This is a genomic window from Streptomyces sp. NPDC048603 (genome assembly GCF_043199475.1).
In the GTDB taxonomy this organism is placed as follows: Bacteria; Actinomycetota; Actinomycetes; order Streptomycetales; family Streptomycetaceae; genus Streptomyces.
In genome coordinates, this window is sequence record NZ_JBICVY010000003.1 from 391914 (window position 1) to 417070 (window position 25157).

Below are 25157 nucleotides of genomic sequence, written 5' to 3' on the forward strand. Positions count from 1 at the left end.
GCCGGACTGCGGCGGATGGCCGAAGAGTTGGGATTCGGGTGGTGGTGAACGCCGTCCCCGTTCGGTCAGCCCGGCGGTCGCTCGAAACGCCGCAGCAGGCCACGCCGCTCTCCCCGGCGGATGCGGGGGAGCATCTCGGGGGTCTGCGGTGACCGCTGCGCACGTCTTCTGCGCCCGGCGCAGAAGATACAGGCTTCCCCGGGCGGGGCATCGGGGTCGATCGGCGCGCCCGGGTGCTCGGAGCAGCCGGAGGCGTTCCGGGGGCGGGACAGTTCCCGGGCGACGATGAAGGCGCGGTGGAGGTCGTCGGCGATCCGCACGAACTCCGCGTCGGGTGAGGAGATGCCCAGATGGAAGCGGCGCTCCTCGATCGTGCGGAGGTGCTGGTGGAGCACGGCGAGGGTGTACGGCCCCGGCGGCACCGGGTATCCGAGCCGGCGCTGCTCGGCGGCCGCGGCGGTGGACCGGACGCCCTGCGAGCGCTGCCCGAGCCGGCGCCGGTCGTTGCAGAGCAGGCAGCGTCCCCAGCCCTCGGGCGCCTCGGGGTCGAGGGCACCGTTGGGGTGATCCGGGCAGCCCGTGTAGCTCTTGGCCGGGGCCAGCCCCGCGGCGGTCCGGAACGCCGCGTACAGCGCGTCGGCCACACCCTCGTACTCGCTCGGGTGCGCTCCGTCGTACAGGTCTTTCACCTGGTCGCCGAGGGCGCCCAGGCCCGCCTGGAGCTCCTTGAGGGCGTACGGGCGACCGGTCGGGACGGAGTATCCCCGGCTGTGCTGCTGCTCCTGTGGACTCATACCTACGAGCGTCCCATGGATGACTGACAACCGTGACCGACGGCTGTGGCCGGACCCCCGGTACGGAGGGGTCCGGCCACAGCCTCGTACGTACGCCGCGTACGGACGCGGGTCCGCCGACCGTCTAGAAGACGGCCTCGTCGAGCTCCATCAGGGAGTTGTCGACGGCCTCGGCGAGCTGCCGCGCGACCGCGACGCCCGGCAGGACCTGGGAGGCGAAGAACTTCGCCGCCGCGATCTTGCCCTGGTAGAACGCCACGTCCTTGCCGGCGGCGCCGGCCGCGAGCTTCTCGCCGGCCACGGCGGCACCGCGGAGCAGCAGGTAGCCGGTCACGACGTCGCCGGAGGCCATCAGCAGGCGGGTGGTGTTCTGGCCGACCTTGTAGATGTTCTTGACGTCCTCGCCGGTGGCGGTGAGGTCGGTGATCATCTGGCCGACGATGGCCTCCAGGTCCACGGCGGCCTTGGCGAGCGCGTCGCGGGCGCCGGCCAGCTCCTCGCCGCCCTCGGCGGTGGCGAGGAACTTCTTGATCTCCTCGGAGAGGAGGTTCAGGGAGGCGCCCTGGTCGCGGACGATCTTCCGGAAGAAGAAGTCCTGGCCCTGGATGGCGGTGGTGCCCTCGTACAGGGTGTCGATCTTCGCGTCGCGGATGTACTGCTCGATCGGGTACTCCTGCAGGTAGCCGGAGCCGCCGAAGATCTGCAGGGACTCGGCGAGCAGCGCGTAGGAGCGCTCCGAGCCGTAGCCCTTCACGATCGGCAGGAGCAGGTCGTTCAGGCCGATCTCGGCGGAGGCGTCCTCGCCGGCCGCCTCCTTGAGGGCGATGGAGTCCTGGACGGCCGCGGTGTAGAGCACCAGGGAGCGCATGCCCTCGGCGTACGCCTTCTGCGTCATCAGCGAGCGGCGCACGTCGGGGTGGTGCGTGATGGTGACCTTGGGCGCGGTCTTGTCCATGAAGTTCGCCAGGTCCGGGCCCTGCACGCGCTCCTTGGCGTACTCCAGCGCGTTGAGGTAGCCGGTGGAGAGGGTGGCGATGGCCTTCGTGCCGACCATCATGCGGGCGAACTCGATGATCATGAACATCTGGCGGATGCCGTCGTGCTTGTCACCGATCAGCCAGCCCTTGGCGGGGTGCTGGTCGCCGAAGGTCATCTCGCACGTGTTGGAGGCCTTCAGGCCCATCTTGTGCTCGACGTTGGTGGCGTAGACGCCGTTGCGCTCGCCCAGCTCGCCGGTCTCCCAGTCGAAGTGGAACTTCGGGACGAGGAAGAGCGACAGGCCCTTGGTGCCCGGGCCGTGGCCCTCGGGGCGCGCGAGGACGTAGTGGAGGATGTTCTCCTCCATGTCGTGCTCACCGGAGGTGATGAAGCGCTTCACGCCCTCGATGTGCCAGGAGCCGTCCTCCTGCTGGACCGCCTTGGTGCGGCCGGCGCCGACGTCCGAGCCCGCGTCCGGCTCGGTGAGGACCATGGTGGAGCCCCAGCGCTTCTCGACGGCTATCTGCGCGATGCGCTTCTGCGTCTCGTTGCCCTCGGCGTGGAGGATGCCGGCGAACGCCGGGCCGGAGGAGTACATCCAGACGGCCGGGTTCGAGCCGAGCAGCAGCTCCGCGTAGGCCCAGATCAGGGAGCGGGGCGAGGTGGTGCCGCCGATCTCCTCCGGCAGGCCGAGGCGCCAGTACTCCGAGTCCATGAAGGCCTCGTAGCTCTTCTTGAAGGAGGCCGGCACCGGGGCGGTGTTGGTCTCCGGGTCGAAGACCGGCGGGTTGCGGTCGGCGTCGGCGAAGGACTCGGCCAGCTCGTTCTCGGCGAGGCGGGCGATCTCGGAGAGGATGCTCTTCGCGGTCTCCGCGTCCATCTCCTCGAACGGGCCGGTGCCGTACAGCTTGTCGCGGCCGAGCACCTCGAAGAGGTTGAACTCGATGTCGCGGAGATTCGACTTGTAGTGCCCCATGGCGACGGCTCCGTTAAGCGCTCGGGAGACAGGTTCCTCGTACGTACCAATCGGTAACGTCATTTTGCTACCCACCAGTAATAAGAATCAACCCCTGCCTGTGGACTGTGACCAGCATCGCCAGGCGCGGTCGGTAGTCTTTTCCCATGTACGGCTACGACCAGCAGCAGCAGTACGCCGCCCCGCAACAGCAGCAGATGCCGGGCGGGTACGCCGAGCAGCCGCTCTACCCCGAGCCCTCGCCGCCGTCACTGGCCGACGCGGTCCGGGCCTTCACCACGGGCTCGCTGTCCGCCGAGGACTTCCAGCAGATCTTCGCGACCTCCCGGGTCTTCTGCCCGCGCGGTGACACCCCGGGCTTCCTGGCGCTGCACAACACCCAGCAGCCGGTGATCCCGATGTTCAGCACGCTGAAGGAGCTGCGCCGGTACGCCGGCAAGGAGTCCAAGTACTTCGTCATCACCGGCGCCGAAGTCATCGACCTGCTGCCGACGGGGTACGGCTTCGTGCTGGACATGGAGGGCGACCACCGCATGGTCTTCGACGCGAAGGCCGTGGAGCAGATGGTCGACTACGCCATGCGCCGCATGTACGGCTAGACGCCGCCGCAAGGCGGGCGAGCGCACCGACCGGCTCGGGGCGTTCGCCCGGCGGGTCGTCGCCGGCCCGCTAGCCCGTCGCGGTGGAGAGGGTGCCGCGGTGGGTCCACGCGGCGTACGCGCACCAGATCGCGGCCGCGAGCACGACCGCGGCGGCGCCGGCCGCGACGACGCCCGGTCCCGGATCGAAGCCCACCGCCAGCCGGGCGCCGAAGGACACGAGGACGAAGCCGACGCGGCCGGGGCCGTAGACGGGGATGCGGGCGGCGGTCGCCCGCAGTGCCGCGACCGCCACCAGGCCCACGGCCGCGCACACGCCGAGCATCGGCCAGAGGGAGCCGGGGGCGGCCCGCGGGATGCCGTACTCCTCGGGGCCCAGCCGGAAGGACGAGGCGACCCAGGCGAAGGCGATGGCGCCGGCGGTCACGCCCAGGACCCAGAGCGTGTGCCGCCACCACGGGCCGGGGCGGACCTCGCCCTCTTCCTCGCCGTCGGGGATGTCGCCGCTGTTGATGATCTCCATCATGACCGGTAGGACGCAGTGCGACCGGCAAAGGTTGGCCCCGGGAATGCCCCCGGGGCCTCTTCTGTTCTGCAGGTGTGGCAGAAAGTTCGAGTTTCAACTAAACTCGACGCAGAAGGAGGTCCGACCATGCCTGCTGTGACCGTGGAGAACCCGTTGACGCTCCCGCGCGTCGCCGAACCCCAGACGGCCGTGCCGCGCAAGGTGCTCGCCGTGACGACCGCGCCCGCCGGGTTCGAGGGCGAGGGATTCCCGGTGCGCCGGGCCTTCGCCGGGATCAACTACCAGTACCTCGACCCGTTCATCATGATGGACCAGATGGGCGAGGTGGAGTATCAGCCAGGGGAACCGAAGGGGACCCCGTGGCACCCGCACCGCGGCTTCGAGACCGTCACGTACATCATCGACGGGATCTTCGACCACCATGACTCCAACGGCGGTGGCGGCACCATCACCAACGGCGACACCCAGTGGATGACCGCCGGCTCGGGCCTGCTCCACATCGAGGCCCCGCCGGAGCACTTGGTGGTGTCGGGTGGACTCTTCCACGGCCTCCAGCTGTGGGTGAACCTGCCGGCCAAGGACAAGATGATGGCGCCGCGCTACCAGGACATCCGCGGCGGCAACGTCCAGCTGCTGACGTCCCCCGACGGCGGCGCGCTGCTCCGCGTCATCGCCGGCGAGCTGGACGGCCACCAGGGCCCCGGCATCACGCACACGCCGATCACGATGATCCACGCGACGCTGGCGCCGGGCGCGGAGATCACCCTGCCGTGGCGGGAGGACTTCAACGGCCTGGCGTACGTCCTGGCGGGCCGCGGCTCGGTGGGTGCCGAGCGCCGTCCGATCCACCTTGGCCAGACCGCCGTCTTCGGCACCGGTTCCTCGCTCACCGTCCGAGCGGACGAGAAGCAGGACTCCCACGCACCGGACCTGGAGGTCGTGCTGCTCGGTGGGCAGCCGATTCGTGAGCCCATGGCCCACTACGGTCCGTTCGTCATGAACAGCCAGGCCGAACTTCAGCAGGCGTTCGAGGACTTCCAGAAGGGCCGGCTGGGCACGATTCCGGCCGTGCACGGGATGTCCGAGGGCGGAATGTAGGACTCGCGCCGGTCCATGTACGGACGAGTCCGGTCCGGAGCCCTCGTGCACGAGGGCTCCGCGTGTGACCTGAGGGGGATTTCCCCGCCCCTATTGCCAGCCGTCGAGGGAAACCTCTGCTCCCCCGCGAGGTAGCGGTGTAGGGCGCTGGCGGTGGTGTCGACGAAGGCATCGGGAATGGCGTTTGCCGCCGCCTCCACTGGCCCAGGAGGGGATCAGACCACTATGGCGAGCTCCTCTTCGCGCCCGGGAAGTCTCAGTTCCATCGCTTCGATCTCCTCCTCCTCGGTCAGCTCCGGCTGTACGAACTCGACCGTTGCGCGTTGCTCCACCGGCGTCGACTTCCCCGCCCCGCCCGCCTTCGTGACCGTGATCCGGCGGACGAACAGCTTCACGAAGTCCCGGCGCTCCTGCGTCGTTGCGGTCTCCCACCACGATCCCTCGCCCACCGGGTCCACGTCTCTCGCACCCACTGGCAGCCACAGGTGGATCGGGAGCGTGGGTGTCGCCGCCTCCTCCAGTTCGGCAAGCCGTGCCTCCGCCCGCTCCATGCGGCCGAGGAGCCGTTCGCGGCGCTCGCGGAAGCGCCGACGGCCGACCGGATCGTCGTAGTCGCCGGACTCCTCACGGTCGTACAGCTCCTCCAGCGCGTGCTTGGCGTCGGCGCGCTCGGAGACGAGGCTGCGCTGTTCGCCCACGATCTCGGGCTGCTCGGTCCGGGCCGCGTACCGGCGTGCCGCCTCGGCGAGGATGATCGCCGTGTCCGGGTCGTCCTCGACGGTCTGGATCAGAGCGAAGATCCGTCGAGCCACGTACAGGTCCAGGGTCTTCATGCTGACGGTGCACTCGCCCTCGTGCTGGCCCGGCAGTGCCTTCCGGCGGCGGCACCGGTAGGCGGCTTTGTTCGGGGTGGGCGCCCGGTGTGAGGTCATGACCGCGCCGCAGTCGCAGAACAGGACGTCCAAAGCGGAGAGGACGGCGTGCCCGCGCGACAGGCCCTTGCCTTGGCCCCGGCCGTCGAGCCACTCCTGGAGTTCGTGCCACTCGGCGGGCGGGATGATCGGCGGGTAGACCGCGACCGGTTCCATCGTCCCGGGATCGCGCTCGATGCGGTAGCTCTCGATGGTGCTGGTCAGCTTGCCGTCCTCGCGGCGCTTGTAGACCGGGGTGGCGGCGTACCCCGCGATGCGCGGGTCCCGGAGGATGCGCATGGCCGTCTTCGGGTCCCAGACGCTGTCCTTCGTCTTCTTGCCGACCTTCTGGCCCTTGGTCGGCACCCCGTCGGCGGTCATCTGGGCACAGATGCCCGTCAGCGATCCGAGGTGCCGGCGTCCGGCCCCCGGCGTGTACGGCATGTCTCGGTGCTTCTTGATCCGCGCCCACATGTCCCGGATCACCGGCACCTCGTCGGGATCGTGCTCCAGCACCTGAATGACGACGGGCCTGCGTTCGAGCGTTAGGCGCGTCTCGGGGACCATGCGGAAGCCGTACGGCGGCTTGCCGCCCAGATATCCGCCGAGCTCGGCGGCGGTCTTCTTGGCGGCCCGCACGGCGTCGCTCTTGTTCTTGCTCTCGCTGTGGGCCGCGTCGAGCCGCAGGATCAGATGGATCAGGTCCATCAGGTTGCCCTTGCGGAACTCGCCCTCGGTGAGGCTGACGATCGTCACGCCGAGGTTGAGCAGCTCCGTGACGATGGGGATGGCGTCCAGTGGGTCCATCCGCGACAGGTCCCCGTCACACGCAGGCCCCCTGCCCGGTTCGACCGGGAAGGGGGCCTGTGCCTGCTTTCGGGGCCGCGCCCTCAGCCCTGCGGCGCGGGCTCGGCCCCCGGGCCGGCGTCGGGTGTGGTCCCCGGCCCGGTCCCGGCCTCGGGCAGGGGAGCCGCGTAGCGGGCCCGGAGTTCCGACAGAACGCCGAAGGCCGCCGCCGTCAGCGGTACGGCGAGCAGCATGCCCAGGATCCCGGCGATGCTCGCGCCCGCGGTGATCGTGAGCATGACCGCGGCCGGGTGCATCTGCACGGTCCGGCTCTGCACCACCGGCTGCAGTATGTTCCCCTCGATGACCTGCACGGCCAGGACCACGCCCAGCGCCCACAGGCCGACCGTCCAGCCGCCGTCGGCGAAGGCCACCAGGACCGCGACGGCGCCGGAGAGGAAGGCGCCGAGGTAGGGGATGTACGCGGTCACGAAGACCAGCGCGCCCAGGCCCACCGCTCCGGGCACCTTGAGCACGAGCAGGCCCACGGTGATGAGGACGGCGTCGATCAGGGCGATGAAGGTGGTGCCGCGCATGAAGCCCTCGACGGCCTCGTAGGCCCGGCGGCCCATCGCCTCGATCATGTCCCCGGAGTGGCTGGGCACCATGGAGCGCAGGGTTCCCGCCGCCCGGTGCGAGTCGCGCAGGAAGAAGAAGACCAGGATCATCGCCAGCAGCGCCGTCGCCAGCATCTGGCCGACCACGCTGAGCCCGGTGATCACGCCGGAGGCGGCGGTGCCGCCGAACTTCGAGAGCAGGTCCTTGGAGTTCTTGGCGAGGTCCTCCAGCGAGGTGCCGGCCGCCCCGAAGTGCTCGGCGATGTCCCGGCCGGCCTTGCGCAGCGAGTCGACGATCTCGTCGCCCGTCTGGACCAGCGCGAGCCCCACGGCGTACGTGGCGCCGCCGACCAGGGCGACGACGGCGAGGCAGGTCAGCGCGGCGGCGAGGGAACGGTTCACCCGCATCCGGATGAGCCGCCGGTGCATCGGCCCGAGCAGGGCCGTGCCGAGCAGCGCGAGCAGCGCGGGCGTGACGGCGGCCTTGAAGGTGATGCACAGCCAGATCAGCACCGCCGCCACGCCGGTGACGAGGAGGAAGACGGCGCACCAGGCGGCGAGCCGCCGGACCGGTTCGGGGAGAAGGGAGATCGACACGGCGTCATCCAACCACGTGCCCGGCCGGGTCCGGCCGGGTCCAGCCGGGTCCGGCCGAGTCCGGCGGTGTCCGGCCGGGTGCGGACACGGGCAGGTCAGCCGGCCGCCGGCCCCGGCTTCGCCTGCTCGTACAGCTCGAACCAGATGGACTTGCCCGCGCCACGCGGGTCCACGCCCCAGCTGTCGGCGAGCATCTCCATCAGCAGCACCCCGCGTCCGCTGGAGGCCGTCTCGCCCGGGTGCCGCTTGTGCGGCAGTTCATCGCTGGAGTCGGCGACCTCGACCCGGAACCGGCGCTCGCCGAGCTCGCCGACCGCCTCCGCGACCAGCAGGGCGTCCCCGTCGGTGTGCATCAGCACGTTGGCGAGCATCTCGGAGACCAGCAGCACCGCCGAGTCGACCTGGTCGGCGTCCGCCCAGTCGTGCAGCAGCTCGCGCACCTGGCGGCGGGCGCCCGCGATGCGCTGGGGCTCGGCCTGCGCCACCGTCAGCATGGTGCGGCGGGCCGGCCGTACGGGGTGGGCGAGCGCGTCGCCGCAGCCGCGGCCCGGGCCCTCCCGGCAGAGCAGCACCACCGCTATGTCGTCCTCGCGGCGGTCCGCCAGCGGGCCGGTGGTGTGGTGCGAGGACGGGCCGTGCACGGCGGAGACCAGCAGGTCGGCGAGCTTCTCCAGGTCCACCGCGTCGTGCGACCGGTCCTCCAGGATGGCCCGCAGCCGGGCCCAGCCGGTGTCCAGGTCGTGTCCGCCGGTCTCGATGAGCCCGTCCGTGCACAGCATCATCGTCTCGCCCGGTTCGAGGGTGAACCGGGTCGTCGGGTAGTCGGTGTCGGGGACGATGCCCAGGGGGAGCCCGCCCGCCGTGGGGCGCATCAGCACCGTCCCGTCGGCCATCCGGACCACCGGGTCGGGATGGCCGGCCCGGGCCACCTCCAGCGTGCCGGTCTCCGGGTCGCACTCGACGTACAGGCAGGTGGCGAAGCGGGGGCCGGACGCCTCCTCGTCCCCGTCCGCGCCGTCCGCCCCGTCTTTCCCGGGCCCGCCGTACGCGCCGTAGGAGTCGGTCAGTCCGGCGAGGAAGCGGGAGGCGCGGGAGAGCACCGCGTCCGGCCGGTGGCCTTCCGAGGCGTACGCGCGCACCGCGATCCGGAGCTGGCCCATCAGCCCGGCCGCCCGTACGTCGTGGCCCTGTACGTCGCCGATGACCAGCGCGAACCGGCCCGACGGCAGCGGGATCATGTCGTACCAGTCGCCGCCTACCTGGAGGCCTCCGCCGGTGGGCACGTAGCGTGCGGCCACCGTCATCCCGGGGATCTCCGGGCCGAGGGTGGGCATCATCGACCGCTGCAGGCCGGTGGTGAGCTCCCGCTCGGACTCGGCCACCCCGGCCCGCTGGAGGGCCTGGGCGAGCATCCGGGCCACGGTGGTCAGCACGGACCGCTCGTCGGGGGAGAAGGACACCGGGTGCCGGAAGGCGGCCATCCAGGCGCCCATGGTCCGCCCGGCCACGATCAGCGGAACGAAGGCCCAGGACGCCCGGCCGAAGCGGCGGGCGAGCGGCCAGGCGGCCGGATAGCGGCGCTCGTACTCCTCCGGGCTGGGCAGGTAGATCGCGCGGCCGGTGCGGACGACCTCCGCGGCCGGGTAGTCCGTCTCCACCAGCATCTCGGTGAACGGGCCCTCGTCCCCCGGATTGTGCCCGTGGTGCCCGATGATCGACAGCCGGTCGCCGGCCGAACCGAACACCGCGAGTCCGTCCGGGGTGAAGCCCGGCATGGACAGCGAGGCCGCGACCCGCAGCACCTCGGCGGTGGACCGGGCCTCGGCCAGCGCGCGTCCGGCGTCCAGCAGGAAGGCCTCCCGGGAGCGCCGCCAGTCGCCGGTGATCGCGGTGTGCGCGGCGACGGCGAGGTTCACGATGCCGTTGATCTCGTTCCAGTCCACCGGATGGAAGCGGGAGCGCACGGCGACCTCGGGCAGGTCGACGCGGGCGGCGGGCAGGCCGAGCAGCCGGGCGGCCTCGCCGTCGAGGGTCACGATCCCGGAGGCGTTGTCCCAGCGCCACATGCCCGTCGCCGTGGCGGCCAGGACGTCCTCGGGTGCGCATTACGTCATCTTTACAGGCCGTCGGCGGGAGCGGCCTGTCCGAGAGCGGTTGTCCACAGGGCAGGTACGTCGGCGGTCCCGTCCCGACCCGGACGGTAACCTTGGTGGGGTTGTATCCCACCTGCTATCGCGAAGAACTGGATGAATGATGCATCGGTACAGGTCCCACACCTGCGGCGAGCTCCGTGCCTCTGACGTCGGCGCCGACGTCCGGCTGAGCGGCTGGCTGCACAATCGTCGAGACCTGGGCGGCATCCTCTTCATCGATCTGCGCGACCACTACGGCATCACGCAGCTCGTCGCCCGTCCCGGCACCGCCGCCGCCGACGTCCTGGACAAGCTCTCCAAGGAGACCGTGGTCCGGGTCGACGGCAAGGTCGTCTCCCGTGGCGCGGAGAACATCAACTCCGAGCTGCCCACCGGCGAGATCGAGATCGAGGCCGCCGAGGTCGAGGTGCTCGGTGCGGCCGCCCCGCTGCCCTTCACGATCAACACCGACGACGGTGTGAACGAGGAGCGCCGCCTGGAGTACCGCTTCCTCGACCTGCGCCGCGAGCGCATGCACCGCAACATCATGCTGCGCTCGGCCGTGATCGCCGCGATCCGCCACAAGATGGTGGCCCTCGGCTTCAACGAGATGGCGACCCCGATCCTGACCGCGACCTCCCCCGAGGGCGCGCGTGACTTCGTGGTGCCGTCCCGCCTGAACCCGGGCAAGTTCTACGCGCTGCCGCAGGCTCCGCAGCAGTTCAAGCAGCTGCTGATGATCTCCGGCTTCGACCGCTACTTCCAGATCGCGCCCTGCTTCCGCGACGAGGACGCCCGCGCCGACCGTTCGCCGGGCGAGTTCTACCAGCTCGACGTGGAGATGTCCTTCGTCGAGCAGGAGGACGTGTTCCAGCCGATCGAGAAGCTGATGACCGAGCTCTTCACCGAGTTCGGCAACGGCCGTGAGGTCACCTCCCCGTTCCCGCGGATCCCGTTCCGCGAGTCGATGCTCAAGTACGGCAACGACAAGCCGGACCTGCGCGCCAAGCTGGAGCTCGTCGACATCACCGACGTCTTCGAGGGCTCGGAGTTCAAGGCGTTCGCCGGCAAGCACGTCCGCGCCCTGCCGGTGCCGGACACCGCCGCCCAGCCGCGCAAGTTCTTCGACGGCCTCGGCGACTACGCGGTCTCCCTCGGCGCGAAGGGCCTGGCCTGGGTCCGCGTCGGCGAGGACGGCTCGCTGACCGGCCCGATCGCCAAGTTCCTCACCGAGGAGAACGTCAAGGTCCTCACCGAGCGTCTGGGCCTGGTGGCGGGCCACGCCGTCTTCTTCGGCGCGGGCGAGTTCGACGAGGTCTCCAAGATCATGGGCCCGGTCCGGGTCGAGGCCGCCAAGCGCGCCGGCCACTTCGAGGAGAACGTCTTCCGGTTCTGCTGGATCGTCGACTTCCCGATGTACGAGCGGGACGAGGAGACCGGCAGGATCGACTTCTCCCACAACCCGTTCTCCATGCCGCAGGGCGGCATGAAGGACCTGGAGGAGAAGGACCCGCTGGACATCCTGGCGTGGCAGTACGACATCGTCTGCAACGGCATCGAGCTGTCCTCCGGCGCCATCCGGAACCACGAGCCGGACGTCATGCTGAAGGCCTTCGAGATCGCCGGTTACGAGGCGGAGACCGTGGAGCGCGAGTTCGCGGGCATGCTGCGCGCGTTCCGCCTCGGCGCCCCGCCGCACGGTGGCATCGCCCCGGGCGTCGACCGCATCGTGATGCTGCTGGCCGACGAGCCGAACATCCGCGAGACCATCGCCTTCCCGCTGAACGGCAACGCCCAGGACCTGATGATGGGCGCGCCGACGGTGCTGGAGGAGGCCCGCCTGCGCGAGCTGAACATCGCCCTGCGCAAGCCGGCCGAGGTCAAGGCGGCGGACGCGAAGCCGGCCGACGCGAAGCCGGTCGCCGAGGCGGTCCACCCGGACGCGGCGCGCTGAGCGGACTGAACATGCCGGAAGGGCCCGGGATCCATGGGATCCCGGGCCCTTCCGGCATATGGGCGCCCGGCTCGGTGGAGGTCATCCGCTGAGGCGCGGGCCCGTGCCGGGGGCGACGGCGGCCGGGTCGGGCGCGGTGTACTCCGGCCCGTCATGGCCGTGGCCGTAGCCGCTGTTGTAGGCGTCGCCCTTGCGGACCTCTTCCGAGTACGCGTCGTTCAGCGCCCAGAACGCCCAGCCGGCCATCAGGACCGGCACCACGACGGCCAGGGTGCCGAGCGCGATACCGGCCCTGGCCGGACCGGCGGCAGGGGCGAGACCGCGCCGGGTGCGGGAGCGGGCGACGATCCCGCACACGACCGCGGCGATGCCGGGCAGCGGGGCGAGCAGCGCCAGGGGCATCAGCACCGGGTGGACCAGGGGCGCCGTCAGCGCCGTCAGCCCAGCCCCGCCGAGCACCACCGCGGCGGTGCCGGCTCCCGTTCCCTTGTTCTCGTTGGCGTCCATGCCCGGCACGCTATGTGCCGGGCGGACTCCGCCGCGTCGGGCCGGATACTCAAACCGGTCTGAGTACGGCCCCATCTGCCCCGCCGTACCCCCTAGTACCCGCCGAGGACGCCCTTGAGCAGGGCGGCCGAGGTCAGTTCGGCCGGGGCGGGGCCGGCGTGGAAGAAGCCGGCGTTCGGGGCGTCCAGCTTCCTGAGGAAGTCGAACGCCTTGTTGTCGGTGTCGCCGAAGGCGACGAACTGCCAGTGGATGTCGTGCCCGGCCGCGTCGGCGAGCGCCTGCTTGGCCGGCTGGCGGTTGTCGGGCGCGCCGTCCGTCTGGAACACGACGTAGGCCGGGCCCTCGTACTGCGACTTCTCGTAGTGCTCGACGACGGCCTCGACGGCGCGGTGGTAGCTGGTGCGGCCCATGCGCCCGAGTTCGGCGTGGGTGCGCTCCACCCAGCCCTCGCTGTTGTCGAGGGTGAGGTCGGCGGTGCCGTCGATGTCCGTCGAGAAGAACACGGTGTGGACGGTGGCGTCCTCGTCGAGGTGCGCGGCGAGGGCGAGCGCGTGGTCGGCGAGGTGCTGGGCGCTGCCGTCCTTGTAGAACGGGCGCATGGAGCCGGACCGGTCGAGCACGAGGTACACCTTGGCCCGGGTCCCGGCGCGGCCCTTGCCGCGCAGCACCTGCCCGGCGGCCTTGTACGCCCCGGCGACCTCAGGCGCCCGCCGCTTCACCGCGGCAAGCGCCACCGCCGGCCCGACCTCGGCCGGAGCGTCCTCCGCCGGGGCGTCTTCCGGCGCCACGGCGACGGGCTCGGCGGCGGTCTCCGGCTCGGCCGGGCTGTCCTCGGTCTGCGCGGCGACGGGCTCGGGAGCGGTCTCCGGCTCGGCCTCGACGGCCGGGGCTTCGGCCTGCGGCTCGGCGGGAGCCTCCTCCGCCCGGGCGGCGACCGGCTCGTCGGCCACGGGCTCCGTCACGGGCTCGGCCTGCACCTCGGTGACCGAGGGCTCCGCCGCCGTCTCGGCAACGGGCTCGGCAACGGCCTCGACCGGCGCCTCGGCCGCCTCGGCGGCGACGGGCTCCACCTCGGTGGCCCGCGGCTCCGGCACGGCCTCGGCGGCGGGAGCCTCGGGCTCGGGCCCGGACTCGGCCGCGTCGGCGGCCACCGGCTCGGCGGGGGCGTCCTCCGCCTGCACGGCGACCGGCCCGGCAACCTCGGGCTGTTCCTCGGCCGCCTCGGCGTTGACCGCGGCAACCTCGGGCTCCGCCGGAGCCTCCGGCTCGGCCGCTGCGGCGGCGACGGGCTCCACCGCGGGCGCGGCCTCGCCGGCCACCGGCTCCGCAGCCGTCTCGACGGTGTCCGCGGTATCGGCCTCGGCCCTGGCCGCCTCGGCGGCCACCGGCTTCGGTGCCGCCTCGGCCGCGTCAGCGGCCTTCGGGGCCGGAGCCGCCTCGCGGCGGGCCTCCGGGACCGTCGGGTCCGCGGCGGGGGCGGGGGCGGTCAGAAGGGTGCCGCGGTCGCGCGGAGCGGACTGCGGCGGGACGGTCGGGCTGTCGAAGGACGCGGCCACCAACGCTTCCGCCGCGTCCAGCGGCGTCCGCTCGGCTGCCTGCGCCGGAAGGGCGGGCTGCTGGGTGGCAGTGGGATCGGTGGAGGTCTCCGGAGCCGCCTCCGAAGAGCGTCCGAACACCTTGCGCAACAAGCTCCGAATACCCATGGGCGAGCCTTTCGCATGATTAGCGTGCGTCATTTGTCCGTCCTGCGCGGAAGATCCCTGCCCACAGTGGACACGTAAGGTTATCGGCCCCTTGGCTGGATCTTCGGGAGGGGCGCCCTTTCGGGGTGCCTGCCGTAAGGGCCCGGAGCCACGGGAGTGAACTCCCGCTCTGACCTATCGCGTTCATGCAGTGTTCATCCACGTGCTGCCGTAGTGGCGCAACGCCCACTTACCGTCACCGCTGGATTCGTTCCGACACGGTGTCGGCGCAGGGGGCGTCGCCGTGTACCTACCCGGAGGACGTCGTCGTGCGCAAGCTGCTGCCCCTTTTGTCCAACAATCACGGGGGCAACCGTTCTGCCCTCACCTGCCGTTACCGCTGCGGTGACGCCTGCTTCCACGAGGTTCCCAACACCAGCGACAACGAGTACGCCGGCGACGTCATAGCCAAGGCCTACTCCCGCCGTTCCATGATGCGCGCCGCCGCCGTGGTCACCGTCGCCGGTGCCGTCGGCAGCTCCGTCGCGCTGAGCCAGAGCGGTGGCACCGCCGTTGCCGCCGAGGGCGACGCGGCCGCCGCCGGCGCCGAGTCGGCCGGCCAGGCCGCCCGTGGCCTCCGCTTCGCCCCGGTCGCCCCCAACACCGCCGACCAGGTCACCATCCCCGAGGGCTACGCGCAGAACGTGGTCATCAAGTGGGGCGACCCGATCCTCCGCGGTGCCCCCGGCTTCAACGCCGACAAGCAGACCGCCGCCGCCCAGGCCGGTCAGTTCGGCTACAACAACGACTTCCTGAGCCTGCTCCCGCTCGGTGGCGGCTACGAGCGCCAGCAGCTGCTCGTCGCCAACCACGAGTACACGGACGAAGTCCTGATGTTCAAGGGCTACGACGCGGCCAACCCGACCAAGGAGCAGGTCGAGATCGCCTGGGCCGCACACGGCCTGTCCGTGGTCGTCGTCCAGGAGGACCACCGCAGCGGCAAGCTGACGGCCGTCAGCCGCCACCAGCTCAACCGCCGCCTCCACACGACCAGCGAGTTCCGCATGACCGGCCCGGCCGCCGGCAGCGCCCTGCTGAAGACCTCCGTGGACCCGTCCGGCACCAAGGTGCTCGGCACCCTCAACAACTGCGCCGGCGGCACCACCCCGTGGGGCACCACCCTCCACGGCGAGGAGAACTTCAACCAGTACTTCGCCAACGGCGGCTCCGTCACCGAGCCCGTCCAGGCCGCCCGCCTCAAGCGCTACGGCATCACCGGTGCCGCCTCCGAGCGCAAGTGGGAGCGTTTCGACAAGCGCTTCGACGTCGCCCAGGAGCCCAACGAGGCCAACCGCTTCGGCTGGGTCGTCGAGCTCGACCCGTACGACCCGAACTCCGTGCCGCGCAAGCGCACCGCGCTGGGCCGCTTCAAGCACGAGGCCGCGCAGCCCCGCCTCACCGAGGACGGCCGTCCGGTCGTCTACATGGGCGACGACGAGCGCTTCGACTACTTCTACAAGTTCGTCTCCAGCAAGCGGATGATGAAGGGCAACACCCGCGCCGCGAAGGAGCACAACCTCACGCTCCTCGACGAGGGCACCCTCTACGTCGCCAAGCTGACCGGCGACTCCCCGGCCGACCAGATCGACGGCAGCGGCAAGTACCCCTCGGACGGCCAGTTCGACGGCACCGGCCAGTGGATCCCGCTCGCCACCGGCAACGTCTCGCACGTCGAGGGCTTCACCGCCGAGGAGGTGTACATCTTCACGCGCCAGGCCGCCGACAAGGTGGGCGCCACCAAGATGGACCGCCCCGAGGACGTCGAGCCGTCGCCGCGCACCGGCCGCGTGTACGTCGCGCTGACCAACAACACCAAGCGCGGCACCGCCGGCTCGCCGGCCGCCGACGAGGCCAACCCGCGCAACGCCAACAAGCACGGCCAGATCCTGGAGCTCGCCGAGAGCTTCGACGACCCGGCCGGCGACGCCTTCGCCTGGCGCCTGTTCCTGGTCGCCGGTGACCCGAACGACCCGGCCACCTACTTCGCGGGCTTCCCGAAGGACAAGGTCAGCCCGATCTCCTGCCCGGACAACGTGGCCTTCGACCCGCACGGCAACCTGTGGATCTCCACCGACGGCAACCAGCTCGGCTCGCACGACGGCCTGTTCGGCGTCGCGGTCAGCGGTGAGCGCCGCGGTGAGCTCAAGCAGTTCCTGACGGTCCCGCGCGGTGCCGAGACCTGCGGCCCGCTGATCCAGGACAAGCGCGTCCTGGTGGCCGTCCAGCACCCCGGTGAGCTCGACGGCGCCTCCGTCGAGAACCCGCAGTCGGTGTGGCCCGACGGCCCGGGCAAGATCGTCCGCCCGGCGGTCGTGAGCGTCTGGCGCAAGGACGGCCGCAACATCGGCGTCTGAGACGTCTGAGACGTCTGGCGGTTCACTCTCCCTCGTCGGGGCGTGAGATCCCTTCGTCGATGGGCAGGACGAGTTTCGTCAGCGCGCCGCCGTCCGGCGCGTTGGCGAAACCCAGTCCGATCTTCAGCACGGCGGCCTGGCCCACCACGATGGTCAGGCCCAGTCCGTGACCCCGGCCCCGCCCCGGATCCCCGGTGCGGAACCGCCGCGGGCCGCGTTCGATCAGTTCGGCCGGATAGCCCGGCCCGTGGTCACGGACCGCGACCTCCGGCCCGTCCACGGTCACCTCGACCGGTGGACGGCCGTGCCGGTCGGCGTTGACCAGCAGGTTCGCCAGGATCCGGTCCAGCCGGCGGCGGTCGGTGAGCACCACCGCGTCCCGTACGACGGTGACCTCGGCGGTGGTGACGCCGGCGGCCGTTCCCGCCGCGACGATCCGGCGTACCGCCGGGCCCAGTTCGAGGGGTTCCAGGTCGGCGTGCTCCACCCCGGAGTCGAGCCGGGAGATCTCCAGCAGGTCCTCGGTCAGCAGGTGCAGTGCCCGCAGCCGGTCGTTGATCATCTCTTTGGGCCGGCCCTCGGGCAGCAGCGATGCCGCGGCGAGCGACCCGGTCAGCGGGGTGCGCAACTCGTGCGCCACGTCCGCGGTGAAGCGCTTCTCCGCCTCCAGCCGGGACTGCAGGGACTCGGCCATGGTGTCCAGGGCGACGGCCACGTCGCGGACCTCGTCCCGGTGACCGCGGCCGTCGCGGGTGTCCTCGGCCGGGAAGCCGACGCGGGCGTCGAGGTCCCCCGCGCTGATCCGGCGGGCCACGGCGGCGGTGGTGGCCAGCCGGCGGCTGATCCGGCCGGCGAGGAACAGACCGGCCAGCGTGACCAGGGCGGCGGCCAGCGCGGAGCACGCGAGGATCGCCGCGTCGAGGTCCCGGAGCCGGCGGCGCGTCTCCTCGTACGGCGCCCAGACCGCGAGCGGTCTGCCGTCGGCGGGGCCGGCCGCCCACATCACCGGCTTGCCGTCGCGGTCGCCGGTCATGCTGCCGGTGTCGCCGCGGGCGACGAGGCGGCGCAGCGGTGCGGGCAGGCCGGGCGGGTCCAGAGCACCCCTCCCGTCGTCGAGCACGGTGCCGTACTCGTACGAGGCGAGCGCGTGGTCCAGTTCGGTGCGCAGCTCCTTGCGGACCTCGCCGACGACCTGCCGCGCCACCACGTTGTGCACGAGGATGCCGAGGACGGCGGCGACGGTGCAGCACACGGCGGTGGTGATGGCCGCGATCTTCCACCGCAGACTGCCCATGTGCCCGCCCCCGTCAGATCTCGCCCTGGGGGCAGGGCTCGGAGTCCTGCCCGCGTTCGGGGCAGTCGTCGAGGCTGAGCTGGGCCAGCTCCATGGTCCCTGCGTCCGGGTCCCAGACGTAGTCGGAGACCGCGACGAGACCTCGGTCGGAGGTGGGCTCGCGGACCGCGAGGTGCTCGGCGGCGACCTCGACGCCCTCCAGGACGGCCCGGCGGGACAGGACCCGGGTGATCCGGCCGTTCCGCACGCTGTAGACGCGCAGTTCGCTGAGCCTGCCGTCCAGGTCCAGGGCGGTGATCAGGTCCTCCTTGCCGTCCCCGGTGAGGTCGTGCAGCACGGCCGGGCGCACGGGGCACCCGGCGCCGGCCTTGCCGCCGCTGTCCACAGCCTGTGTACAGAGCGCGAGCCGCCGCAGGGCACGGGGGTCGACGAGCCGGCCGGTGCCGCCGTCCCGGCGGGCGGCGGCGGTGATGTCCGCGCGGACGACGGCGAGGGGGTCGACCCCGCGCATGCTGCCCGAGGGCACCGCCGGAAGGCCGGGGACGGCGGCGGGCACGCCCGGGTCGTCCCCGGGCGGCGGCGGTGACGGCCGCAGGCCCTTCCACAGCGTGAGCGGGGCGTGGGCCTCGCCGAGGTCGCCGTCGCTCTGCAGACCCTCGATGTCGGCACAGCCGGCCGTCGCCGCGAGGAGGGCGCTGAGGGCTGCGAGGGCCGGGCGGTGCCGCATGCTCCGATGCTCTCCTGCCCCGGCGGGACCGGCCCGGTCCGGCAGCCGTCCGGGGGACACTGCGGCTGCCGGACCGGGCGCTCCGGTCAGGACGGGGACGTGATGGCGCGGGCGGCGGCGACCTCCTGGCGGAGGGGGGAGAGGACGCCCGGTTCGTGGGTGTCCAGGGCGGCCTGGACCGCGTAGGGCTCGGAGCTGTTGCGGATGCCGTCGGCGAGGCCGTGCAGCTCGGACACGACGGCCGTGACCTCGTCGGCCGCCGGCGCCGGCGCGCCGTGGTTGACGCGGACCCGGGCCGCGGTGGTCGCGTCCACGATCCGCTCCACCGCCACCACCAGCGGCCACCACGCGGCCGCCCGCGCCCCCGTCGGCGGCGGCTCCGTCAGCGCCCGCTGGAACTCGCAGCGGACCGACGACAGATCGCGGTAGATGCGGCGCCGGGCCTGGAGCCGGGCCGTGCGGGCCGCCCGTACGGCCGCCTCCGGGTCCGCCCCGGCGCCCGGCGGCAGCGGCCCGAAGGCCCGCTCCACGTACCGCGCCGCGTCGTCCACCGCGTCCGCCAGCCGGTCGCCGATCCGGGTGTGCCAGCTCTCCGGCCACAGCAGGTAGCCGGCGACGAGCACGATCCCGCAGCCGATCAGGCTGTCCAGCAGCCGCGGGAGGATCAGGTCGAAGCCGGCGTGGTTCAGCAGGTCGGACAACAGCAGGATCACCGGGGTGATCGCCGCGGTCTGGAAGGCGTACCCCTTCACCGAGAAGGCCGGGATCAGCGCCCCCAGCACCAGCATCACCGGCACGTCCCACCAGCCGCGCGGCACCTCGCCGAGCACCGCCGCCGCGATCACCAGCCCGCCCGCCGTGCCCAGCGCGCGCAGCACCGCGCGGGAGAAGACCGACCCGAAGTCGGGTTTGAGGACGAAGGTGACGGTCAGCGGCACCCAGTACGAGTGCTCGACCTCGACCACCGACACCAGCGCCTGGGCGATCCCGATGCACAGGGCCAGGCGCAGGCCGTAGCGCCAGGAAGCGCCCGAGAGGAGCACCCCGCGGGCGGCCCGGCGCACCCGGATCCGCAGGGCCGCGGGCCGGCCGAGCCGGTCGTCGATGTTGTGCCGGTAGGGGTCCCGTTCCGTGATGACCTCGGCCGCGTGCCGCAGCCCGGTGTCGATGGCCCGCGCGGACTGCACGCCCGCCGGCGGCTCGGGCAGTTCCAGGACCACCCGCCCGGCCCGCCCCGACTCCACGGCGTCGGCGAGCCGCCGTACCGCCGCGGGGATCTCCGGCGGCAGCGGCCGACGCCGCAGGTGGGCCGCGGGTGCCGCCTCGACCAGCGGGATGACGGCGTTGAGCCGGGCCAGCATCCGCGACAGCGACGGGTTCTGCCCGTGCACCCGGGCCCGCCGCCCCAGCAGCAGGTCGTACGCCTGGTCCAGCGCCTGGGTGACGGCGTGCCGGTGCTCCTCGTACGCGGCGGGGGGCCCGCCCGCCGCCTCCAGCAGCCCGGCCAGCGAGCGGTACGTCGCCGCCACCGCGGCCCGCTCGGGCTGCCGCCCGCGCAGCGGCCAGCCCAGCAGGGTGAGCAGCAGGACGAACAGGCCGCCGGCGGCGAGCAGCACGGGCGCGGTCCACCAGGGCTCCGGCATCGGGAGCCCGGCCCCGACCACGGCGTTGATCAGGAGCAGCAGTCCCGCCACGGAGGCGACCGTACCGATCGTGGAGATCATTCCGGAGACCAGCGCGACCAGGGTGAGCGCGCCGACGGCGAGCCAGCCACGGCCGTAGACGAGGGCGCCGAGGGCCACGCCGACCGCGCCGAACAGCTGTGGCACGGCGATGTTCAGGATCCGCATCCGGTACGCGTCGGCGGTGTCGCCGATCACCCCGGACAGGGCGCCCATGGAGACGAGCGCGCCGTACTCGGGCTCGTCCACCGCGAAACCGGCGGCGAGCGGCGCGGACAGGGCGATACCGGCGCGCACCACGGCGGCCCAGGGCACGGGCGCGGAGCTCGGGCGCAGTCCCTTGAGCAGCCAGCCGGGCGGGGCGAGCGCACTCCGGCGGTGCCGGTCCGGGCCGGCCGCCGAGGCCCCGGCCCCGGGCGGAGGTGGCGGAGGCGGTATCCGTTCCGTGTTCATGCCTTTCCGTGCCGTTTCCTGGCTGTTTGGACGCCATCGCTCGTGAAGCGGTTCTTCTGTCCCTTCTGCGGATGATCCGAGCTTATGGGGTGTCCGGGCGGCTGCGGGTGTGGCCGGTGGTGCGGCGCAGGCGGCCCGTCAGCCAGGCGGCGAGTGCCACGGCGAGCCCGACCGCCAGCACCACCCAGGCGGTGGTGCGCAGGAACGCGGTCAGCGCGTCGTACACGGCCTCGGCCGCCGGGCGGTCCACGTCGGGCGGCAGGTCGCGCAGGACCATCCGGCGGCAGACGAGCACCGCGATCCACAGCAGTCCCGCCCCCGCGGCCAGGCCCAGACCCGTCGCCAGGACCGCGCGCCGCCGGCGGACGGCGACCGCCACCGCCCCGGCGGCGAGCAGCAGGGTCAGGACGGGCAGCCAGACGCCGGCGATCTGCAGCATGCGGAAGACCCTCCGGAGGGCGCCGAGGTTGTCGTACTCGACGACCTCGATCTCGGTGTGGGTGACGGGGATGTGGTCGGCGAAGGGCACCCCGTCGGCCACCAGCTCCCGCTTGATCTGCTGCACGACCGGGGCGAGGTCGAGGGTGACGGCGTTGCCCTCCCCGGTGGTCAGCGCCTTGAGGAAGGCGGCGTGCGCGGCCCGGTTCGCGGTGTCCCAGGCGGTCCGGTAGGCGGGGGTGCCGGTGAAGGAGCCCAGGGCCTCCGCGAGCAGGGTCTCCACCCCGCCCTGGAACGGTCCGGCGTCGATCTGTCCGGAGATCGCCCTGGTCGCCTGGGTGACGACCACGCCCTGGACGGCGGGGTCCCCGGCGAGCGGGGACATGGCGGCGGTGTAGCGGTTGACGTCGCCCAGCTCGCGGTCGGCCCAGTACGCGACGGCGCTCAGCGGTACGAGGAGCGCCATGAGCGCGATGAGGACGGCCGAGACGAAGGTGCGCACGGCACCAGGGAACGACAGGGGCCGGGCGTGCCGCGACCGGGCGTGCTGCGTGCGGGTGCCCGACACGGGCGAGAGGGCTTGATCGCAGTAATCTGGATATGTAATATCCAGATTATGAAGATGAGCGAGGGCGTCGAGTGGGCCCTGCACAGCTGCGTGAACCTGGCCTGGAGCGGGGACCGGGCGGTCTCGGCGGCCCGCCTGGCCGCCTGGCACGAGCTGCCCCCGGCCTACCTGAACAAGCAGCTGCAGGCACTGGCCCGGGCGGGGATCGTCACGTCCACCCCGGGTCCGAAGGGCGGCTTCCGGCTCGCCCGCCCGCTCGACCGCATCTCGCTCATGGACGTGGTCGCCGCGGTCGAGGGCGCCGAGGAGGCCTTCCGCTGCGCCGAGATCCGGCAGCAGGGCCCGGGCGGCGGCCCGGCCGCCTCCTACACGGCCGACTGCGCGATCGCGCACGCGATGAACCGGGCCGAACTGGCCTGGCGCCGCGAACTGGCGGCGCAGACCCTCGACCAGATCCGGCAGCAGGCCGAACAGCAGGCCCCCGAGGCCCCCGAACGACTGCGGGCCTGGCTCGCCGCCGGCCGGTAACGACACCTACGGAAGACATGAGGAGTTCGCAATGACGCGCAGCATCATCAACCCGGCCGGTCTCCACAACCCCACCGGCTTCGGCTACAGCCACGTGGTCTCCGCCCCCGGCGAGCAGGTCTTCATAGCCGGGCAGTACGGCTCGGACGCCGAGGGCCACGTGGTCTCCGAGGACTTCGAGGCGCAGGTCGAGCAGACCTTCGCGAACCTGCGCACCGCCCTGGAGGCGGCCGGCCTCGGCCCGTCCGACGTGGTCCGCATCGGCACGTACATCGTCGAGCACGACCTGGGGAAGCTGGAGGTGCTCCTCAAGCACCTGCACGCCACCTGGGGCACCGAACTGCCCGCGCAGACCCTGATCGGCGTGGCCTCCCTGGCCCTGCCCGGGATGCTCTTCGAGATGGACGCCGTCGCCGTGCGCGGCTGATCAGCCTCGATCGGCCCCCGATCGGGCTGATCGGCCGCGCTCCGCACCGCGTTGATCCAAGTTGCCCGGGGCGGGTGCCGGGTGTGCCCTGGATGACGGGGGAGAGGGAAGGAGCCCCGTCATGGCACAAGCGGTACCCACCGCCCCGCGGCGGCACGCGGCGGAGCGGGAGCACCTCAGAACGAGCGCGTACGTCGGCCCCCTGCTGCTGGGACTCGTCTACGGGATCTACGCGGCCTTCATGCAGCGCCAGATGGGCCCGGTCGACGCGGCCAACGTCTTCTACGGGATCCTGTGCGGTGTGATCTTCGCGGGTGCGCTGTTCGCCCTGGACCGGATGGGCAGGCGGGTGCCGCAGGAACTGCGCGCCACCTCCTACGGCGCCTTCGCCGGCATCGCCATGGGGTACCTGTACAGCCTCACCGGCGACAGCATCCTGCGGTCGGCCGTGATCGGACTGCTGACCGGCGCGTTCGTGGGCGTCGTGGCCTTCTACCGCTACCACGTCCGGGAGCCCTGATCCTCGGGCGGCGGGCGCGGGGCGCCGGTTCCCGGTCACGGCACGGGAACCGGCGCCTTCGGTCAGTGCGTTTCCCGGGCCGGTACCGCCGGCTCCGGATCCGCCTGCAGTGGCGCCTCCTGTGGCGCCTGCCCCGGCGCCTGCGCCGGCGTCTCCTGCTGCGCCTCCTGCGGCGCCGCCTGCCGCGACGGCTGGGTCTGCGGTGACGAGGCGGACGGGGAGGCGGGCGGGGGCGGGGGCGGGGAGAAGCGCGCGGCTTCGGCGCGGATCATGGCGTTCAGGGCCGCGAAGGGGTCGATGGGCATGACGGCACCTCGGGGTGTCGGCGGGTGTGAGGGGTGGTTCTCCGCTGCTCGGCGCCGTCAGCAGCGCAGCACCACACTCCGTACCGCCGTCCACCGGGCTCCGCCCGGCTCACCGCGGGTGTCGCGTCCGCACGGGAAGTACCGGACGGCCGGGTCCGTGCCCGCCCGCCCGCCGGGTACGGACGGCTGCCCGACCGGCGTCCCGCGGGCGGCCGTCCGTACCGCTGCCCGCGGTTCCGGATCCGCGGACGGATCGGGTTCGGCGGGGGCGGGGGCGGGGGCGGAGGAGGCGGACCGCGGCTCCGCCGCTCCGGCGACGGCCGCGGAGGCGGCACCGGCGCCGGGGGCGAAAAGGGCGAGCAGCACCACGCAGGCCACCGTCAGGGCCTTCGTCAGTGCGTACCGCGGACCGCTCATGCGGGGGCTGTGCCCCGACACGCCGGGAGGATCTCCATCGGGTCCGCAGAAGCCCCCGGGCGGCGGATGGAAACGCCCCGGGTGGCCGTACCGCCGGCCGGGTGAGGGGTACCCCGTCAGCCGTCAGCCGTCAGCCGCCCGCAAGCCGTCAGCCCGTCAGACCGTCACCAACGCCACCGCCGCCGCGCCGAGGAGCGCGGCGGCGGTGTGCACGGCAGGGTGGCCGTAGTCCCCGGACCAGTAATGCCGGAACAGTCCGCCGAGGGCGGCCATGGCCGTGATGACGGCGATCTGCGCGGGCAGCGGCCCGCTGGTGAAGGGGATCAGGGCCAGCATCCCCGTGTTCAGCCAGAGAGGGCCGGCCCCGGTCCAGCCGCGCCACTGCCAGATCGCCGCACGCGTCATGTCCCGGCCCCCGCCCCGCCGTCGGGCCGACGTCAATTCGTCGGCTGCACCGCCTCCTTGACAGCTTCACGGGAGGCGGCCGCGGGGACAAGCAGGCGTTCGGCAAGAGCTCCGAAGACCAGGCCGAAAGTCGCCCACAGGGTCGCCTGGATCGCCAGGGACACCAGCCGGAACTGCCAGATGAGGGTGGCGGGGAAGTCGGAGGGGACCTCGTCGATGCCGGGCAGGAAGACGTACGCGAGGGCGACCGCGGCGACGAAGGCCCCACCGCCCGCCACGCTCGCGTTCCAGTGGCCGAGGGCGGGCGCCAGCCGCCGGCCCAGGATCACCGCGCCGGCCGCCAGCAGCACGCTCAGCGCGATCATCAGCAGGTAGAGGGCGGTACGGCGGCCCGCGGTGTCGGGGTCCCCGACCGCCGGCGGGTTCGCCGGGTACTTGAAGAACGGCACGAGGGTCACCGTCACGAACAGCGCGCCCGTGGTGAGGGCGGCCGTCGCGCGCGGCGAGAACCGGCCGATACGGCCCAGCGCGAAGGCGAAGACGAGCGCGGCGATGCCGCCGAGCGCGACCCCGTAGAGCAGCACGCCGGTGCCGAGCCCGGCCGTGGCCTGGAGGGCCCGGCTGACCGGGGCCTCCTCGCCGTGGTCGTGGCCGTGGGCGGCGGCCTCCTCGATGGCGATGGCCGCGTCCACCTTCGACTCACCGATCAGGTAGGCGACGAGGAAGGCGGCCGCACCGGCCAGCAGGCCGGCGAGCATGCCCCGGATCAGCAGAGCGCGGGGTGAGATGGCGTTCACAGTGGTTCCCCTTGGTTCCGGAAGC

The 25157-nt window shown here is 72.4% G+C and carries 23 protein-coding genes and 1 pseudogene; 7 read left to right on the forward strand and 17 right to left on the reverse strand.

Going from position 1 to position 25157, the window contains the following annotated elements:
* Positions 1 to 65: 65 nt before the first annotated feature.
* Positions 66 to 794 (reverse strand): hypothetical protein, encoded by a 729-nt coding sequence (locus ACGFQ9_RS08465; RefSeq protein WP_393572503.1) that lies wholly within the window; start codon positions 792 to 794, stop codon positions 66 to 68.
* A gap of 124 nt (positions 795 to 918) precedes the next feature.
* Positions 919 to 2748 carry an acyl-CoA dehydrogenase gene (locus ACGFQ9_RS08470; protein WP_393572505.1) on the reverse strand — a complete coding sequence of 610 codons (1830 nt, stop codon included), beginning with the start codon at positions 2746 to 2748 and terminating at the stop codon, positions 919 to 921.
* 146 nt (positions 2749 to 2894) lie between these two features.
* On the opposite strand from ACGFQ9_RS08470, the gene ACGFQ9_RS08475 reads away from it, so the two are divergent.
* The gene (locus ACGFQ9_RS08475) at positions 2895 to 3347 is read left to right on the forward strand and encodes an SseB family protein (protein WP_393572507.1); all 453 of its coding nucleotides are present in this window, start codon (positions 2895 to 2897) and stop codon (positions 3345 to 3347) included.
* A 70-nt stretch (positions 3348 to 3417) separates the two neighbouring features.
* Here ACGFQ9_RS08475 and ACGFQ9_RS08480 read toward each other — a convergent pair whose 3' ends face one another.
* Positions 3418 to 3873 (reverse strand): hypothetical protein, encoded by a 456-nt coding sequence (locus ACGFQ9_RS08480; RefSeq protein WP_393572509.1) that lies wholly within the window; start codon positions 3871 to 3873, stop codon positions 3418 to 3420.
* 126 nt (positions 3874 to 3999) lie between these two features.
* On the opposite strand from ACGFQ9_RS08480, the gene ACGFQ9_RS08485 reads away from it, so the two are divergent.
* The gene (locus ACGFQ9_RS08485) at positions 4000 to 4971 is read left to right on the forward strand and encodes a pirin family protein (RefSeq protein WP_393572511.1); all 972 of its coding nucleotides are present in this window, start codon (positions 4000 to 4002) and stop codon (positions 4969 to 4971) included.
* Between the two features lie 90 nt (positions 4972 to 5061).
* On the opposite strand, the pseudogene ACGFQ9_RS08490 reads toward ACGFQ9_RS08485, so the two are convergent.
* The 4 genes and pseudogenes from ACGFQ9_RS08490 to ACGFQ9_RS08505 all read right to left on the reverse strand — a co-directional run.
* Positions 5062 to 5159: pseudogene (locus tag ACGFQ9_RS08490) on the reverse strand (DNA mismatch repair protein MutT); the annotation flags it as partial.
* 27 nt (positions 5160 to 5186) lie between these two features.
* A complete protein-coding gene (locus ACGFQ9_RS08495) occupies positions 5187 to 6689 on the reverse strand; it encodes a recombinase family protein (protein WP_393572513.1) in 1503 nt (500 codons plus the stop codon).
* An 83-nt stretch (positions 6690 to 6772) separates the two neighbouring features.
* On the reverse strand, positions 6773 to 7876 hold the full coding sequence (locus ACGFQ9_RS08500; protein ID WP_393573007.1) for an AI-2E family transporter: 1104 nt from the start codon (positions 7874 to 7876) through the stop codon (positions 6773 to 6775).
* Between the two features lie 101 nt (positions 7877 to 7977).
* On the reverse strand, positions 7978 to 9948 hold the full coding sequence (locus ACGFQ9_RS08505; RefSeq protein WP_393572515.1) for a SpoIIE family protein phosphatase: 1971 nt from the start codon (positions 9946 to 9948) through the stop codon (positions 7978 to 7980).
* 187 nt (positions 9949 to 10135) lie between these two features.
* Between ACGFQ9_RS08505 and aspS the strand changes: the two genes are divergently transcribed.
* A complete protein-coding gene (gene aspS / locus ACGFQ9_RS08510) occupies positions 10136 to 11968 on the forward strand; it encodes an aspartate--tRNA ligase (RefSeq protein WP_393573009.1) in 1833 nt (610 codons plus the stop codon).
* 81 nt (positions 11969 to 12049) lie between these two features.
* On the opposite strand, the gene ACGFQ9_RS08515 is transcribed toward aspS, so the two are convergent.
* Together ACGFQ9_RS08515 and ACGFQ9_RS08520 are read right to left on the reverse strand one after the other, a co-directional pair.
* Positions 12050 to 12475, reverse strand: coding sequence for a hypothetical protein (locus tag ACGFQ9_RS08515; protein WP_393572517.1), 426 nt, complete (start codon positions 12473 to 12475; stop codon positions 12050 to 12052).
* A 92-nt stretch (positions 12476 to 12567) separates the two neighbouring features.
* Positions 12568 to 14178, reverse strand: a complete 1611-nt coding sequence (locus ACGFQ9_RS08520; RefSeq protein WP_393572519.1) for a VWA domain-containing protein — start codon at positions 14176 to 14178, stop codon at positions 12568 to 12570.
* Positions 14179 to 14486: 308 nt separating this feature from the next.
* On the opposite strand from ACGFQ9_RS08520, the gene ACGFQ9_RS08525 reads away from it, so the two are divergent.
* A complete protein-coding gene (locus ACGFQ9_RS08525; protein WP_393572521.1) occupies positions 14487 to 16571 on the forward strand; it encodes a PhoX family protein in 2085 nt (694 codons plus the stop codon).
* 22 nt (positions 16572 to 16593) lie between these two features.
* Here ACGFQ9_RS08525 and ACGFQ9_RS08530 read toward each other — a convergent pair whose 3' ends face one another.
* From ACGFQ9_RS08530 to ACGFQ9_RS08545, 4 genes are all read right to left on the reverse strand, one after another.
* Complete coding sequence (locus tag ACGFQ9_RS08530; RefSeq protein ID WP_393572523.1) at positions 16594 to 17865, reverse strand: ATP-binding protein; 1272 nt, start codon at positions 17863 to 17865, stop codon at positions 16594 to 16596.
* A gap of 13 nt (positions 17866 to 17878) precedes the next feature.
* Positions 17879 to 18592: a hypothetical protein gene (locus ACGFQ9_RS08535; protein ID WP_393572525.1), complete on the reverse strand. Its 714-nt coding sequence runs from the start codon at positions 18590 to 18592 to the stop codon at positions 17879 to 17881.
* A gap of 86 nt (positions 18593 to 18678) precedes the next feature.
* A complete protein-coding gene (locus ACGFQ9_RS08540; protein WP_393572527.1) occupies positions 18679 to 20727 on the reverse strand; it encodes an FUSC family protein in 2049 nt (682 codons plus the stop codon).
* Positions 20728 to 20809: 82 nt separating this feature from the next.
* Positions 20810 to 21667, reverse strand: a complete 858-nt coding sequence (locus ACGFQ9_RS08545) for a hypothetical protein (protein ID WP_393572529.1) — start codon at positions 21665 to 21667, stop codon at positions 20810 to 20812.
* 120 nt (positions 21668 to 21787) lie between these two features.
* On the opposite strand from ACGFQ9_RS08545, the gene ACGFQ9_RS08550 reads away from it, so the two are divergent.
* From ACGFQ9_RS08550 to ACGFQ9_RS08560, 3 genes are all read left to right on the forward strand, one after another.
* Positions 21788 to 22261: an RrF2 family transcriptional regulator gene (locus ACGFQ9_RS08550; protein WP_393573011.1), complete on the forward strand. Its 474-nt coding sequence runs from the start codon at positions 21788 to 21790 to the stop codon at positions 22259 to 22261.
* A 31-nt stretch (positions 22262 to 22292) separates the two neighbouring features.
* The gene (locus tag ACGFQ9_RS08555) at positions 22293 to 22688 is read left to right on the forward strand and encodes a RidA family protein (RefSeq protein ID WP_393572531.1); all 396 of its coding nucleotides are present in this window, start codon (positions 22293 to 22295) and stop codon (positions 22686 to 22688) included.
* A gap of 121 nt (positions 22689 to 22809) precedes the next feature.
* Positions 22810 to 23208: a hypothetical protein gene (locus ACGFQ9_RS08560; RefSeq protein ID WP_393572533.1), complete on the forward strand. Its 399-nt coding sequence runs from the start codon at positions 22810 to 22812 to the stop codon at positions 23206 to 23208.
* A 62-nt stretch (positions 23209 to 23270) separates the two neighbouring features.
* On the opposite strand, the gene ACGFQ9_RS08565 is transcribed toward ACGFQ9_RS08560, so the two are convergent.
* From ACGFQ9_RS08565 to ACGFQ9_RS08580, 4 genes are all read right to left on the reverse strand, one after another.
* Positions 23271 to 23513 (reverse strand): hypothetical protein, encoded by a 243-nt coding sequence (locus tag ACGFQ9_RS08565; protein WP_393572535.1) that lies wholly within the window; start codon positions 23511 to 23513, stop codon positions 23271 to 23273.
* A 57-nt stretch (positions 23514 to 23570) separates the two neighbouring features.
* On the reverse strand, positions 23571 to 23930 hold the full coding sequence (locus ACGFQ9_RS08570; protein ID WP_393572537.1) for a hypothetical protein: 360 nt from the start codon (positions 23928 to 23930) through the stop codon (positions 23571 to 23573).
* Positions 23931 to 24086: 156 nt separating this feature from the next.
* Positions 24087 to 24335 carry a hypothetical protein gene (locus ACGFQ9_RS08575; RefSeq protein WP_393572539.1) on the reverse strand — a complete coding sequence of 83 codons (249 nt, stop codon included), beginning with the start codon at positions 24333 to 24335 and terminating at the stop codon, positions 24087 to 24089.
* 32 nt (positions 24336 to 24367) lie between these two features.
* Positions 24368 to 25132, reverse strand: a complete 765-nt coding sequence (locus tag ACGFQ9_RS08580; protein ID WP_393572541.1) for a CbtA family protein — start codon at positions 25130 to 25132, stop codon at positions 24368 to 24370.
* Positions 25133 to 25157: the final 25 nt, after the last annotated feature.